Genomic DNA, 14,765 nt, shown 5'->3' on the forward strand with positions numbered 1-14,765 from the left:
AAAAATTAGGCTCTATTAGTCATTCTTTAATGGTATCATAGCGAGGTGTGAGTCTTTAAGGGTTTTCCCTAATAGGAGGAAATATGGAAAGAGTACAAGTGATTTACAGTAATCTGAAAATTAAAAGTTGGGCTAAACAGGTATTAGCTGTAGGAGGAATATTAGGGTTCTACTACTTGGTGTTATATGTTTTTAGTTTCTTAGTTGTTATGTAAATATTATATAACTAAACTAGTAGAGTCTTGCCTAGATAGGTAAGGCTCTTTTGTTTTTATATCTGTGAAAAGGATTTAAATCTTACAAATAGATTTGATTCCTTTCTGTATACCGTAATTCCTATATTATCATATAAATATAATACACTGAAATTAATTTAAAAGCAAGAATATTAGTAGGGGTCCGCCACATTCCCATCAACTTAAGATTTTAAAGTAATCCCTAAACGAAGAATTTTTAATATTAATGCGTGAAAATACATAAATATATAATTATTATTTAAATACAAAAAGAGAGAGGGAAGATAAAAAAACGTTCCTTATATGGGGACGGCTGTCCAATTAACATGTGCTGGAGTTTAATCTCAATGGTATGAGATGTCTTCTCTAAATAGTATGAACAAGAGATTTTAAGATAAAAGCGCCAATAATTAAGTTACCTGCCTGTTCCTAGAAGATATGGAGGAAAGAGCCCCGTTTTGAGAGAGTGCAGTCGATGGGAGGAAGGAGCACTATGAGTAAGGAGTGTATCGAAGATGATACTCAATAATTAATAATGAGATAATCATGATTAGTGTATATACATTTTTAATGTATGTGAAGTCTTTATTTCATAACAAAAGAAAGAGAGCACCTTGTATAAGTGCCCTTTAAAAAATGTCACAAGATAATTACTACATACTTAATTAACTGTAATATTTATGGCGAGAGTTGTTTTCACTATTCTAAAAAACTGCATAAAAACGTTAATTTAAAAGGCATTCTTTGAATTTCTATTTATACTAATATAAATAAAAGATGAATAATCTTGATATAACATACAAAAGATTGTTCAAGAAAGAGCAATATCTATAATAAAATTTGAAGGTAGAATTATGATTGAAAATTTAAAAAGACATCCTCATTATGGTCACACTTTAGCTGACCATCCTATGGAGCATCATCGTCATCCATTATCACATCACGGTCCTATTGTTCATGTTAAAGGAATCATAAAACAAGTGGAAGAAGATGATACAAACCCTCAAGGGGGGACTCATCAACATATTATAGTTGATCAAGTAGAACTTATTGATGCTCATGGATTACCAGAATCATTAACCATCGATACGATAGTATTTTGTGCAATTCGTTATGGGGATAATTTAGGAATACCAAATCGTATCCCAGATTTAGAAGAGGGAGAAGAAATTGAATTACAAGGTGAGTATTTAGATAAAACTACTGCGACTCCAAGTGAAGGTAATCCAGGGGATGCGGTAATACACTTTACTCATCGTCCTGTAGGATTTATTAAGTATCATGGGAAAGAGTACAGATAGAGACTTGAATATCACAAAAAAACAAAACTAATTTCCAATTTGTTGAATGGAATGTATCACATGTAAGTGATACATTCCATGAATTACTTTATATTTAAACGTTTTGTATAACTTTACTCGAACTTTATGGGTGGAAGAGTTAAGGAGGAATCATTGATGAAGAAGGAATTGAAATTAGCGCTTTCTGGAGGTGGGTTTAGAGCGACTTTTTATGCATTAGGGGGATATAAACGTTTAGTTGAATGCAAGCTAGATCATTGTGTAAATAGCATAAGTTCTGTTTCAGGTGGCAGCATTACTGCCGCCGCTATTATGCTTGCATTGCATAAAGGTGGATCATTCCGGAATGTAAATGATTTTGAAGAACGCGTAGTGAATCCGTTGGTAAAATTAGGACAAATAGACCTTCGTACAAAGTTACTCACAAATTCGTTTACAAAATAAGCATTGTCTTTCAAGTCTATTCATGAAAAATGCAGCAAAGCCTTTCCGACAATGTTAGATAAATATTTATGTGAAGGGGTAAGAATGAAGGAATTAGAAAATTCCCCTATAAAATGGTACTGTAATACAACTTGTTTAGATACGATGAGGATGTTTTATTTTTCCAATCAAGAAATATATGGAACACTTATTGGAAAATCAAATGATTTTGATGATATTACAGTTTCTTATGCTGTTGCGACCTCAGCTGCTTTTCCAATTTTATTCGCACCTATATCACTATCATTAGAGGGAAGAAATTTTAGTGATCCAGAAAATAGGATGCAGGGGAATCCTTTGTTGAAATTTGACACACTTTGGTTTTCTGATGGAGGGGTATTTGATAATATCGGGACTGAGCCGATATTAATATCAGATGGTGAGAACAAAAACAGTAGTTCCCCTTCAAATACAAAACATAGAAAAGAGCCTATGAAATTTATTCCCGATCCAGACGCAAGTATTGATGAAATTTACCTTGTTTTAGACGCTTCTGCATCTGAGAAATTTTGGAGAGAAGATGAAATACCTTCACATTTTGAATTAACTAAACGGATTTTAGATACATCTAATAGTCAAATTGTAGTTTTAAGGAGAAGATTATTAAAAACCTTAGATTCCAAAATATACCCAGGATTGCAACTTATTCTTAGTAAACCTATTCAATCTTTATTTAAAAAAATAATAATCCTTTTTATAATGATAAAACTTCTTTACCTGATTATAAATTACCAAATCGTTCTAAGGATGTTGAAAGTCTGTTAGCTGGTCTTCGAACTGATTTAGACAGTTTTCATGATAGTGAGATTAATACTTTAATGCGTGCAGGCGAAATAAGAATGGATATCGCGTTAAGATCGTTATTACCTGAGTACATGGAGAATATAAATACCGTGCCAATTCCTGTATTTCCTTCGGAAGATATGGATGGTCTAGAAAAAATATTACGCCGAGGTGGAAAACATAGATTTACGGGAGGATTTTTTGAGAATTTACATGATGTAGATAAATTTTAAAATAATGAAATTATCAAAAGGGGAATTTTATCATTTTAGCCAAGAAGACTCTTTCCCGAAAGAGCAGGAAGGGTCAAATCCCGGTGAATAGTTAACATTTTTGATCTTGCTACCGATAATTAAACGATATGTTAATTAGATTTGGATAAAATCAATACGTAAGTATTTACGGTTGACTTCCTATTTTTTTAGAATTATTTTAGTGAATCAAAATTAAAACTTTGTATACATCTTTTGTACTAGTAGTCCTAAGTCTAAAAGTATGTACAATTACACCATTTGACTAATGGGTAAATGTTACGAACTGATATATACTAGTATTGTGACTTGCCTTTTTAGGTGCAGTACACAGCCGGTGATTGGCTAGTGGATGTTCTTCCATTTTGCCAGTGCCGGTTTTTTATTGGATAATAGAGAAAATGAAGTTTTTATAAAGAAAGAAGGGGTTGTTTTGAAAGATGTAAATTCTATCTTTATGAGAGAAAAGATTGCTAGTTTTTATCTTTATTTTATTTCTTTTCTTGGTTTGGTTACTATAACTATATCTTTACTTGAAATTAAAATCCCTTCTCATCCAACAATACTAATATTGTTGTTACTATTTATGGGGATTGCAGAGTATTTTCCTGTAAGATTTTGGAGAGGAACTAGTTCGCTTACCTTTCCGATCATTTACGCTATGAGTTGGCAGTTTGGAATTCATATAACTATTATTGCTATTGTATTCGTAACGCTAATCATTCACCTGCATCGTCGTTCACCGATACAAAGGATGTTATTTAATAGTAATCAGCATGCACTTAGTTTGATCTTGGCCGAATGGTTTTCAATCAAATGTATGTCCTTATTCATTAATAAGTTCGATATGTCAGTTCTGTATGAAAATTTAATATCGTTGTTATTATTTTGCGTGTTTTTTTGTTTTTTCAACAACCGCTTTTACGATTTGTTAATGATACTTCTTCCGCAGCCATATTCAATCTATCAGTGGTATAAAAAAACCGTAACGGTATTTCTTTGCGAAACTTTTGGTTTCTCTTATGCGGCACTGATGCACGTATTAATTAGTACATATAGTGTGGAAGTAAACGAGATTACAGTACTGTTTTTCTTTTTTCCACTTGTTGCAACTTCCGTTATTAGTTCTTTTTCTGTACGGATAAGGATGGAGAAGGAACGATTATATGAGTTATTTCTTATTACGACCGAAATTAGTCGAGGATTAACCGGAGGAAACTTGAAACATATTAAACAAGCACTTAAAGGGTTTTTTGGCATACAAGCATATGTAATATGGACAAAAGATGATGGGAACTGGAATATTCTATTAAAAGATGGAAAAGTCCGCTCTCGTATTTCTGATGATTCAGAAAAGTATAGGGCGTTTGAGGAACTTTCTAAAAATCTTGTATTTAATGATTGGAAAATTGGTACGGCTCCTGAAGATGAAATATTTGATAGTGTCATACGCTCACTTGTATATTTTCCTCTTAAAGTAAATGATGAATTAGTCGGAATGTTTGTTGCAGGGAAAAGTAGAAATGCGGGTTTCTTTCCGGAAGATGTACAGTCGTTAGCTACATTTTCTAACCAATTAGCTAACGTAGTTAAAACAAGGATATTGATTTCTGAACAGGAAAAAAGAATGATCTTAGAAGAAAGAAATAGAATTGCCCGTGAAATTCACGATGGTATTGCGCAAACATTAGCCGGGGTGATATACCAACTAGAATCCGCGCAGAAAAAATACCGTGATAAACCAATTGATATGCAGCAAGTAGTAGAGAAAAGCATAAAAGATTTAAGAGGAAGCCTAGGAGAAGTTCGCTATTCTATTTATGCTTTAAAACCATATCCGACACAACAATTAGGCCTTAAGCAGGCAATAGCAAGTAAAATAAAATCTTTAAAACAAGAATATGAACTAGACATTACCTATCATGAAAGAGGTCATGCACGTGCGCTTAGTTTTTCAAAAGAAAGAGTTATATTTGATACATTACAAGAGAGTTTGCAAAACATTGTAAAACATGCACAAGCAAATAAGGCAGATGTTTTACTCAGTTATCAAAGTGAACACGTTCTCTTAAGGGTTAAGGATAATGGAGTTGGCTTTTCACTATTTGAGTCTATGGTTAAAACAAAGAATGAGCCACATTATGGTATATTACATATGAATGAACAAGCTGACCAATTAGGGGCTACTTTACAGATTGATAGTTCTGTAGGAAAAGGGACAGAAATTACACTGTTAATTCCAGATTCACAAACAAGGGGTGCGTAAAATGATTAAAATATTAGTAGTAGATGATCATGCTTTTTTACGGGATGCAATTCGGAGCATACTAGAGGATGAATCTGATATGAAAGTGGTTGGAGAAGCTAGCTCTGGGGATGGAGTATTGGGAAAAGTAGAAGAATGCCGACCAGATTGTATTTTGATGGATATTAATCTTCCAGGGAAAAATGGGATTGAAGCTACAGAGTTAGTGAAAAAAAATTATCCGAGTTGCCGAGTACTTGTGTTTACCATGTATGAACATGATGAGTATTTAATGGATGCACTCCAGGCCGGTGCTGATGGTTATTTATTGAAGGATTCCTCATCAGAGCAGGTAGTAGCAGCAATTCGAATGTTATATCGAGGCGATTCAGTTATTCATCCGCGTATGACTAAAAAATTAATTACATATCATCAGCAAAAAATGAAAGTAGAATCAAATGAAAATGAACTGACGGAACGTGAAAAGGAAATTCTCTTTGAACTAGTAAAAGGACTTAGTAATAAAGAAATTGCTGAAGTTTTATATATTAGTGATAAAACAGTTAAAATACACATCAATAAAATTTTTAAAAAGTTAAATGTGAAAAGTCGATCGCAAGCAGTGATTTATGCAGTTCGAAATCAATTGGTTCCGCTAGATTAAATAAGAAATCTATCAAAGAACTATCGTGTCGCTTTATTCTGTATCACAAAGAATAAAGGACAAGATAGTTCTTTTGTACTATGTAGGCATAGAATCCTTAGAGAAAAGATACTCCTTTTGTTCAATTTTCAGAATAATCTAAATGTGGAATAATAAAAATAGAATTACATTTTAATCTTGTTAATAATTCATTTTGTGAAAATCTTTTATTGAAAATAGATGATGGGGGGCTCCTATAGAAAGAGTAAAGTGAGTGAGTAGCTATATGAGGTATGGGGATGGTAGTAGTGTTGGAAATCTTTCATGATACAAAAGATTAAGATTGATAGAGTTTCCAATGCTAAGTAGGAATGTAAGAATCAATTGGTTTCAAAAAATAATATGAATAATGGGGAGATGCAATATGAAACGAGGGAAATTTGGAAAGATTCTTATTGGAACGTTAACAGTTGGAATGTTATTGTCTCAAGGAATTCCATATAACGTATTAGCAGAAGAGGTAAATACATCTACTTTAACTGGAATTGATGATGCAAATGCTATCTTGAAAGGTCTTACCAAGGAACAACGTAATGCCTTAAAAACGTTAGATACAAAACCAGGTTTTGTTATTTCGCCAGGTATTAATACAGCAAGTCCTAATAATGTGAATGTGATTATAGAATTTAAGCAAGCACCTAGCAAAATTGAGGTATTAAAACAAGCGGCTAAAGGGAAAAAGGTAGCTCTTTCAAATGCGGAACAAAAGGTAGAGGCATCACATAAAGGGTTTAAAGCAGAGCTTGAACAGCTTCAAAAGAATAAAGAGAAAGGGACAAATGTAAAATCTGCAAAAATAACAAGAGAATATAAGAATGCTTTTAATGGTGTAGCGATTTCTTTACCAGCGAATATGATTGAAGACTTAGTTCGTACTGGTATCGTTAAGCGCGTATGGGAAGATCATGAGGTTAAAATTGATTTGCCGAAAGACAAAGCTAAGACTGCTGTTGAACCGAAAATGGCAGATAGTGTACCGCAAATTGGTGTGGACAAGCTGCATGATGAAAAAATAACAGGTAAAGGAATTAAGGTAGGTGTACTGGACACAGGTATTGATTACAACCACCCGGATTTGAAAGATGCATATAAGGGATATCGTGCAAAACAAGGTGAGGATCCAAGCAAAATAGATCCGAACTCAATAAAAGGATGGGACTTTGTGAATAATGATGCCGATCCAATGGAGACAACGTATAAGGATTGGCAAAATTCTGGAGGATACCCTGAGATTTATGATGGAAGTGCATATTATACATCCCATGGTACGCATGTAGCTGGGACAATTGCTGCAGACAAGCAGAATAGTGTAGATTATGCAGTGAAGGGTGTTGCTCCAGATGTAGATTTATATTCATATCGCGTATTAGGTCCGTATGGAAGTGGACAAACAAGCGGTATTCTTGCTGCGATTGATAAAGCAGTGAAAGACGATATGGATGTTATCAATTTATCACTAGGAGCATCTATTAATGATCCTTTATATCCTACTTCTGTCGCAGTGAACAATGCAATGTTAGCAGGTGTTGTTACGGTAGTAGCAGCTGGTAATAGTGGTCCGGAAGAAGGTACTATAGGATCACCTAGTGCAGCGGCACTTCCCATTACAGTTGGAGCCAGTGACGCTGCAATGAATATTCCAACGTTTTCCGCCGATGCAGGTGATGTACATGTAGATAAGATGATGCTACTTGGAAAAAGCTTTACTGATAAGATTGGAGATTTGAAAGGTCAATCCTTATCGGTTGTATATGCAGGGCTTGGGAAATCAGGTGATTTTACAGGGAAAGATGTGAAAGGGAAGTTAGCTCTTATCCAACGCGGTGAGATTACATTTGATGAAAAAATTAAAAATGCTAAGGAAGCAGGCGCGAAGGCGGTAATTGTATACAACAATGTAGATGGGGAAATTACAAGTTATCTTGGGGAAAGTACTTCATCTATTCCATCGTTCCGCTTAACAAAAGTAGATGGTGAGAAATTACAAGCAAAAGCTGTACAAGGAGAGGTGTCGTTAGCATTTGGAGAACTTAGTAATATAAAAACAGAGGGAGATCACTTAGCTGATTTTAGCTCCCGTGGTCCGGCAACTAAAACAGATGATATTAAGCCAGATATTGTAGCACCAGGTGTGTCTATTTTCTCAACTGTTCCTGAATATATTAATGATCCAAAGGATGGAGAAAATTATCCGGTAGCGTATGGACGTATGTCAGGTACATCTATGGCAACTCCTCATACTGCAGGAGTAGCGGCACTCATTTTACAAGAACATCCAAACTATAGTCCATTTGAAGTAAAAGAAGCACTTATGAATACCGCGGTTGACCTAAAAGAAGAGCGTTCTGTATTTGAAGTGGGCTCAGGACGAATTGATGCATATCGTGCAGTTCATGCGGATACATCTATCGAAGTTGTCGATAAAACATCAAACGTTGTAGATGATGAAGAAGTAGAAATTGAAGAAAAAACAGGTTCTATTGCATTTGGGTATAAAAACCAACTTGAAAATGGACCTATTAAAGATAGTCGAAAAGTCTTAATAAAGAACAGCAGTAAAACAGAGGGGAAAGAGTTTAAATTAGAGGTGGAGTTTTCACCTACAAGTGTAGGTGTGCAAGATGCAGCGAAGAATGGTGTGAAGCTAAACGTAAAAGATTCTATCAAAGTAGCTCCTGGTACATCAGAGGAAATTAGCCCTGAAATTATCATTCCAGAAAACGCTGAATTTGGTAGATATGAGGGATATATTCATATTTCAAATAAAAACAATGAAAAAGAAGTATATCAAGTACCATTTGCAGTTAAATTCACAGAAAAAGGGATTGCGTCTGTAGATTTACTGAGAGATGCAATGGCAACAGATGCATCTAAATTCCATCCATTTATGGAGAGACCAAGTTCGCCTTTGACATTTAAAGTAAATAGTCCTCTTGAAACTATTGATGCAGTTGTGAAGGACCGAAAGACAGGGAAGGCATTAGGAGTCGTTGGTACACTAGATGCAAGTAGTCTAACACCGAATGTTGAATATATGATGTTTTCTGGTATGGGAGGGTATGTACTTCCATTCACGGGAGATCCAGCTCATCCAATTGGGGATAAACCTGTTATGTTGCCTGATGGAGATTACGAATTAAACTTCGTTGGATATGATAAGGAAGGGAAATCGTATACAAAAGGCGATAGCATTATCATTGATAATGTTATACCGGAAATGAAATTTAAGGATGTACAACCTGGTATACACGAAGTAAATGATTCTATGTTTAAAGAAGAAGACGGCCAACGTGCATTATGGGTGCATGGTAATATTTATGATTCTACAGTAGATGTATTAAAAGCAAAAGGCTTGCAGTATGATCAAAAAGCGAATCAAATTGTATATTATCAAAACTCAGCCTTCCCATCAGGTTGGTTGAATACAATTCAAGCAAATGGTGATTTTAAATTTGGAGTACTTCCAGAGGAAATAAATGAGCCGTTAAATTTAAGATTATTTGGATATGACCTTGCCACTGCAGGGAATATGGCAACTGGATATAAAGATTATGTCTTTGTAAAAGAAGGGACAGAATACGTTGTTCCAAGTTATGACAAAGATAAAATAAAATTAGGTGAAAAAATTACGTTAACTTTGAATCTCAATAATGTAAAACAGCTTATGTCAGGTACATTTGAAATTCCTTATTACAAGCAGCTCTTTAAATTTACAGATGTGAAACCAAATCCAGCGCTTACGGAATATGTAAAACAACATGGACTGAACCTTAAATTAGAAGATCCGAAGGTAAGTGAAGAAGGAGCTTGGGAAAACAAGGTGAAAGTTGGCGCGTCATTGGAAGGAAAAGAATTTAAAGGATTAGATGGAAATACACCATTTTTAGATGTTACATTCGAGATGACGAGTGATGAATACTTTAATGATTTAACTGCATTTGGAGTAGATAAGTTCTCTTATACAAAAGTTGGTGCAACAGAAAGCAATGAGATTCCTGTGTTTAAAGATAAATCTTTTGCGATTGTTTCGAAACATTCAACGGTTACAGGATATATTGGTCTGGAAGCTTTCTTGAATGAAGAGGGCTATTTAGGTAAGAAAGACTATACAAAACTAGGAGCAAAAGTGTACGCAGTTGGCAAGGATGGAAAGAAATATACAGGAACGATTGATGATAACGGGCATTTTGAGATTCATAGTGTTCCAGTAAGCGATAAAGAATATGATATTTTCGTAGAAATGCCAGATCATTTAAATAGTAAATTAACAACAAAAATAGGGAAAATGCAAGACGGAGAATTAGTGGGACAAAACTTTAGAGCTGACATGGATGATAACCTTGCAGGTGATGTAAACGGCGATAAAATGGTAGATATTCAAGATGCTAGAATAGCAGCTCTGTCATATGGAAAAAGAAAAGTATCTGTAAAGGATGGAGATATAAATCAAGATGGTGTTGTAGATGAAACAGATATTCGTTTTATTGAGAAAAACTTCTTGAAAAAGGGTCCAGATGCCAAAGAAAATCAGAAACCGAAAGAAAATGTAGGGCCAGTGACGTTAGATAAAATCTTACAATCTATCGGTTTAGAACCAAAAAAATAAGTGGACAGACTTCTAGAGTAAATAAAGTAATCAGACAATGAATAGTAAATGAAATGAGATTGGCTAATAAATAACCGGTAATGATATACGGTAACATTACCGGTTATTTTAAAAGTAATAGTCGTTGGGGTACATGAAGTAACTAGTTTAAAGTATATTTACTTTCGTTATGGGACAAGGTAGTTGCTTAATGATTATTGTTTGTGGGATGGAAATAAGGATTGTAGTTTGAACTTTAAAAATAGGGGGACTTGTGAAATGAGCATGAAGAAAAAACTTGGTATGGGTGTTATAACTGCAGCGCTGGGCTTATCGTTAATTGGCGGGGGAACATATGCGTATTTTAGTGATAAGGAAGTATCACAAAACACGTTTGCAGCGGGTACTTTAGATTTGAGTGTGAATCCTGAAGTTGTTATTAATGTTGACAATCTGAAACCAGGTGATGAAATGGAGCGCGGTTTTCAATTAGTTAACAAAGGAACCTTAGCAATAGGAGATGTGAAACTCCTGACAGATTACAGTGTAATCGATGCGAAAGGCGATAATGGAAATGCTGATTTTGGTGATCATATTCGAGTGGATTTCTTGTGGAATTTGGATAAAAATGAAGTTCCAGTATGGTCTACTACATTATCTGAATTAAAGGTAGCTACGCAAAACGGAAGTATTCCTGAACTTGTACAAAAAGGGGTTGTAGACCGAGAAGGAAATGGACTTGCTCCTGGTGATGATGATACATTTTATGTAATGTTCACATTTGTAGATAGCGGTGAAGACCAAAATGTATTTCAAGGAGATGCATTAAAATTAAATTGGACGTTTAATTCCATGCAAACAAGCGGTGAAGAAAAGTAAGTGTAATAATTTGTATACTATATATTTAAACGTATAGTGTACAATTAAAAGAACTGTTTTAAAACTGGGGAGTTTATCGAGAATGGTAAAGCTCCCCATAAATATATGGGTGAAAAGACTGATGACGATTTTTCTTTTTTAGATTCTATTCCTTAGAGGATAAAAAGGTTAGAATTGCACAATTAATTGGGGGATAAATACAAGTAACTTTGAACAATGTTCAGTTCACCATTTTTAGGGTGCCCCTTTTTCTATAACGGTAAGTTCAAATTATGTTTCTATTAAATAAAAAATACATCACTTATAGGGTCCTTATAGGGATGTATTTTTTATTTAATAATAATGTTATAAATTATTCTACATGAACCGATATACTTTTAGATAATACTTGCATTGAGAAAGGAACTCTAGCTTCAAAAGCTATAGTATTTGTTGAATTTGGTGTGTTTGAGAAGATGTAAGAATCCTTAATACGTAATCTAAATGTTTTTTCAGATCCGAATGGACCAGTATAAGAACTGACTTCGTCTAAAGAACTTCCTGCATATCTAATACCATTAACAGTTAAAGCTTCTGAATATGAATCCGGTGTACCTACTTCACTAACTTTCACATAAAGGTAATCGCCTTTAAGAACAGGAATAGATAAGTAAGAACTTGCACTATACATTTTGTTATTATCGCCTACAGCACTAATGCTAACACTTCGTAATGGAGAAGAATCCGCCTTTGAAATAGTTGGTAAAAATGCTAGTGTAAGTGCAAAACACATAGCTAACATGCTCATAAATTTTTTCATATTAACAACCCCGTAGGTATTTATTTAACATCCTGTATTTTACAGGTTAAAAATGTAAATTTAAATATCGTTATATAAAGAATAATTATGTAATTATGCATATTTAATATAAAGTACACCAAAACTCGGATACATAAATCCCTTGCTGTTACATTTGGGATACCAGAAAAAAATTTCTATTCTTATATTTGTAGGATAGTTTTAGATACAAAAATAAAGAGATTGGTAATATATATACGTCTTAATGTAAAGTATATATTGCGTTTATGTAGTTAATAATTTAATATATAGAATATAAGATTTGTGGTATGAAGTTATCATTTACTAATGAGACGTATTTAAAGTCTATAAGTAAAGAGAAAATTGTAAGAGTTAAAAAAGTCTAATTCAACTGGAGTTTACCGATATTGTAAACGCTAGGCGAAAAACCAGTAGTCATATTGAAAATAATAAGTTTAACCCTTCTTTAAAATTTTGTATACATATAGCTAAAACATTAGATAAAAGTTTAGATAAATTATTTTGGGAGGAACTCTAAAATGGAAAAACTAAAAAAATGGTTTTCACTCAGTACACACTCAGATGAAAGAATTCAACAAATCGAAATGAAAATTTGGGCTCAATCTGGAATTGTTGTCCTAATTTTAGCTTTTATTGATGTTATTATAAGGGGAGCATATCTACACCGCCCATTCCTAGAATGGATTGCTTCATTAGCCATTATAATTTGTTATATGATTTTCTTCTTTATTAAATCTATTCTAACTGGTGTTTATGAAACAGATATTAATAATAAAGAGCAATTAAAAGAAAAATTAAAAGAAAAAATGAGTGATACCTTTATTTTGTGTTTTGTAGCAATAGGTGCTACCACATACAAATATAATTTACCTGAAGATTTCGTTGGATGGTTAACAGTAATAGCAAGATTTATTATACTTTTCGCTTTCCTATTTGGTATACAATATCTTATTACAGTAATAGCATGGAAGAGATCCAATAAAATATAAGGAAACGAAACAAAATCTATCAGCGTCTCTGTCAAAAATCAAAAACAGCGAAAAGAAGTACGAGAACGTTTACGTACAAAAGAAGATAAAGAATTATATGTAAAACGACAAATAGAGGTAGAACCCGTATTCGGTCATATTAAATACAATCGCTTCTTCCAACGTTTTTCCTTACGAGACCTTTCCAAAAATCGACTGGAATGGGGTTTTATTTGTGTTGCCCATAATTTACGGAAATGGACAACAAGAGCTCAATCCAAAGCGAAAAATGCCCGATTATAGTAGAAAATCTGTTGATTTTCTACTATAATCGGGCATTTTCTCATCCATATTAAAGTTAAAATAAAAAACTGTCTCCAAAAGGTCTTATTTAAAGACCTTTTGAGACAGCCTCTTCTTATCAAAAGTTGATTAGTTAGTAGCTTCTTTCAATGTGTTTACGTTTTCTTCCATTAAAGTGAAGTAATCTTTATTACTCTTCGCGTCATCTTCAGAAATAGTAGCAAGATGATTTAAACGTAAAATTTTTGTACCCGTCTCTTTTTGAATTACGGACGCTACCTTTGGTGTAGAGAATGTTTCAAATAAAATATATTGTAGATTATGTTCTTTTACTGTTTTTGTAATGTCAGCAAGCTGTTTTTGAGATGGTTCATCAGAAGCTGAAATACCAGCGATAGCAATTTGTTTCAGGCCATAGCGTTGTTCCCAGTATCCATAAGCCGCATGAGAAACTAAAATATCTTTCGTTTTTGCATTCGCAACAGCTGCTTTAAATTGATCATCTAAATCAGTAAATTTTGTTTGAAGTGCTGCGAAGTTTTTTTCGAACTCTTGTTTATGATCAGGTTGTAATTCTACAAGTGCATTTTTAATTTTTTCTGCCTGTTTCATTGCTAGAGTAGGGTCTAACCAAATGTGTGGGTCTTTATCGTGATGATGTTCATCCTCTTTATGACCGTCTCCGTGATCATGATGCTCTTCTTCAGTAGAAGTACGCAGTTCAATACCTTTTGATGCATTTACAATTTTAACATTTTCTTTTTGTAATGCTTTTTCCATTTTTTCAGCAAATGGTTCTAATTCAGCACCGTTATAAACGAATAAATCCGCTTTTGCAACTTGTACTGTTTGTTTTTGACTTGGTTCAAATGTATGTGAATCTGCACCAGGTGGGTAAATCGCTTCAACAGTTACATAGTCGCCACCAATTTTTTTTGCAAAATCTGCAAGAGGAAAAATAGTAGTATAAACAGTTAGCTTTCCGTCTTTCTTGGCATTACCTTCTTTTTTATTTGAGCAGCCAGTAAAAATTAAAGTGAAAATAAGTAAGAATGAAAATATAGTCAATCTTTTAGGCATGAAGTTCTCCTCTTTTCTTTTTTTACGGATATATTTTCCCCAATTATAGAAGAAAAATATCATTTTAATACAAAACGGAATAATTACGTTTTAGTTTGCGAACTTAGTATAATACATCTTTTATAAAG

At 33.7% G+C, this 14,765-nt stretch carries 12 protein-coding genes and 2 pseudogenes; 12 read left to right on the top strand and 2 right to left on the bottom strand.

Features of this window, described 5'->3' with window-relative positions; translation table 11 throughout:
• Positions 1-83 precede the first annotated feature (83 nt).
• From DN389_RS28955 to DN389_RS24110, 9 genes are all read left to right on the top strand, one after another.
• Positions 84-215: a hypothetical protein gene (locus DN389_RS28955; protein WP_254981079.1), complete on the top strand. Its 132-nt coding sequence runs from the start codon at positions 84-86 to the stop codon at positions 213-215.
• An 875-nt stretch (positions 216-1,090) separates the two neighbouring features.
• Positions 1,091-1,537 (top strand): hypothetical protein, encoded by a 447-nt coding sequence (locus tag DN389_RS24085; protein ID WP_098190197.1) that lies wholly within the window; start codon positions 1,091-1,093, stop codon positions 1,535-1,537.
• A 156-nt stretch (positions 1,538-1,693) separates the two neighbouring features.
• On the top strand, positions 1,694-1,981 hold the full coding sequence (locus DN389_RS28960) for a patatin-like phospholipase family protein (RefSeq protein ID WP_255451039.1): 288 nt from the start codon (positions 1,694-1,696) through the stop codon (positions 1,979-1,981).
• Positions 1,982-2,065: 84 nt separating this feature from the next.
• On the top strand, positions 2,066-2,785 hold the full coding sequence (locus DN389_RS28965; protein ID WP_254981081.1) for a patatin-like phospholipase family protein: 720 nt from the start codon (positions 2,066-2,068) through the stop codon (positions 2,783-2,785).
• Between the two features lie 74 nt (positions 2,786-2,859).
• Positions 2,860-3,036 (top strand): hypothetical protein, encoded by a 177-nt coding sequence (locus DN389_RS28970; RefSeq protein WP_254981082.1) that lies wholly within the window; start codon positions 2,860-2,862, stop codon positions 3,034-3,036.
• Between the two features lie 451 nt (positions 3,037-3,487).
• The gene (locus DN389_RS24095; RefSeq protein WP_149237708.1) at positions 3,488-5,320 is read left to right on the top strand and encodes a GAF domain-containing sensor histidine kinase; all 1,833 of its coding nucleotides are present in this window, start codon (positions 3,488-3,490) and stop codon (positions 5,318-5,320) included.
• A 1-nt stretch (position 5,321) separates the two neighbouring features.
• Positions 5,322-5,963: a response regulator gene (locus DN389_RS24100; RefSeq protein WP_048527415.1), complete on the top strand. Its 642-nt coding sequence runs from the start codon at positions 5,322-5,324 to the stop codon at positions 5,961-5,963.
• A 403-nt stretch (positions 5,964-6,366) separates the two neighbouring features.
• Positions 6,367-10,608: a S8 family serine peptidase gene (locus tag DN389_RS24105; RefSeq protein ID WP_098190196.1), complete on the top strand. Its 4,242-nt coding sequence runs from the start codon at positions 6,367-6,369 to the stop codon at positions 10,606-10,608.
• Positions 10,609-10,866: 258 nt separating this feature from the next.
• Positions 10,867-11,466 (top strand): TasA family protein, encoded by a 600-nt coding sequence (locus DN389_RS24110; RefSeq protein WP_098190195.1) that lies wholly within the window; start codon positions 10,867-10,869, stop codon positions 11,464-11,466.
• A 352-nt stretch (positions 11,467-11,818) separates the two neighbouring features.
• On the opposite strand, the gene DN389_RS24115 is transcribed toward DN389_RS24110, so the two are convergent.
• Positions 11,819-12,265: a hypothetical protein gene (locus tag DN389_RS24115; RefSeq protein ID WP_098803033.1), complete on the bottom strand. Its 447-nt coding sequence runs from the start codon at positions 12,263-12,265 to the stop codon at positions 11,819-11,821.
• 308 nt (positions 12,266-12,573) lie between these two features.
• Here DN389_RS24115 and DN389_RS28975 point away from each other — a divergent pair.
• The 3 genes and pseudogenes from DN389_RS28975 to DN389_RS24130 all read left to right on the top strand — a co-directional run.
• Positions 12,574-12,803 (top strand): annotated as a pseudogene (locus DN389_RS28975) (helix-turn-helix transcriptional regulator).
• Between the two features lies 1 nt (position 12,804).
• Positions 12,805-13,275 carry a DUF6773 family protein gene (locus DN389_RS24125; RefSeq protein ID WP_142343685.1) on the top strand — a complete coding sequence of 157 codons (471 nt, stop codon included), beginning with the start codon at positions 12,805-12,807 and terminating at the stop codon, positions 13,273-13,275.
• Positions 13,276-13,557, top strand: a pseudogene (locus DN389_RS24130) (transposase); the annotation flags it as partial.
• A gap of 129 nt (positions 13,558-13,686) precedes the next feature.
• On the opposite strand, the gene DN389_RS24135 reads toward DN389_RS24130, so the two are convergent.
• Positions 13,687-14,637: a metal ABC transporter substrate-binding protein gene (locus tag DN389_RS24135; RefSeq protein ID WP_001126161.1), complete on the bottom strand. Its 951-nt coding sequence runs from the start codon at positions 14,635-14,637 to the stop codon at positions 13,687-13,689.
• Positions 14,638-14,765: the final 128 nt, after the last annotated feature.

Origin of the sequence: Bacillus sp. AY3-1 (assembly GCF_008368785.1) — a bacterium.
GTDB lineage: Bacteria > Bacillota > Bacilli > Bacillales > Bacillaceae_G > Bacillus_A > Bacillus_A wiedmannii.

Coding starts and splice junctions, on each gene's coding strand:
- DN389_RS28955 (WP_254981079.1), top strand. CDS start 84: ATGGAAAGAGTACAAGTGATTTACAGTAATCTGAAAATTAAAAGTTGG.
- DN389_RS24085 (WP_098190197.1), top strand. CDS start 1,091: ATGATTGAAAATTTAAAAAGACATCCTCATTATGGTCACACTTTAGCT.
- DN389_RS28960 (WP_255451039.1), top strand. CDS start 1,694: ATGAAGAAGGAATTGAAATTAGCGCTTTCTGGAGGTGGGTTTAGAGCG.
- DN389_RS28965 (WP_254981081.1), top strand. CDS start 2,066: ATGAAGGAATTAGAAAATTCCCCTATAAAATGGTACTGTAATACAACT.
- DN389_RS28970 (WP_254981082.1), top strand. CDS start 2,860: ATGGATATCGCGTTAAGATCGTTATTACCTGAGTACATGGAGAATATA.
- DN389_RS24100 (WP_048527415.1), top strand. CDS start 5,322: ATGATTAAAATATTAGTAGTAGATGATCATGCTTTTTTACGGGATGCA.
- DN389_RS24105 (WP_098190196.1), top strand. CDS start 6,367: ATGAAACGAGGGAAATTTGGAAAGATTCTTATTGGAACGTTAACAGTT.
- DN389_RS24110 (WP_098190195.1), top strand. CDS start 10,867: ATGAGCATGAAGAAAAAACTTGGTATGGGTGTTATAACTGCAGCGCTG.
- DN389_RS24115 (WP_098803033.1), bottom strand. CDS start 12,265: ATGAAAAAATTTATGAGCATGTTAGCTATGTGTTTTGCACTTACACTA.
- DN389_RS24125 (WP_142343685.1), top strand. CDS start 12,805: ATGGAAAAACTAAAAAAATGGTTTTCACTCAGTACACACTCAGATGAA.
- DN389_RS24135 (WP_001126161.1), bottom strand. CDS start 14,637: ATGCCTAAAAGATTGACTATATTTTCATTCTTACTTATTTTCACTTTA.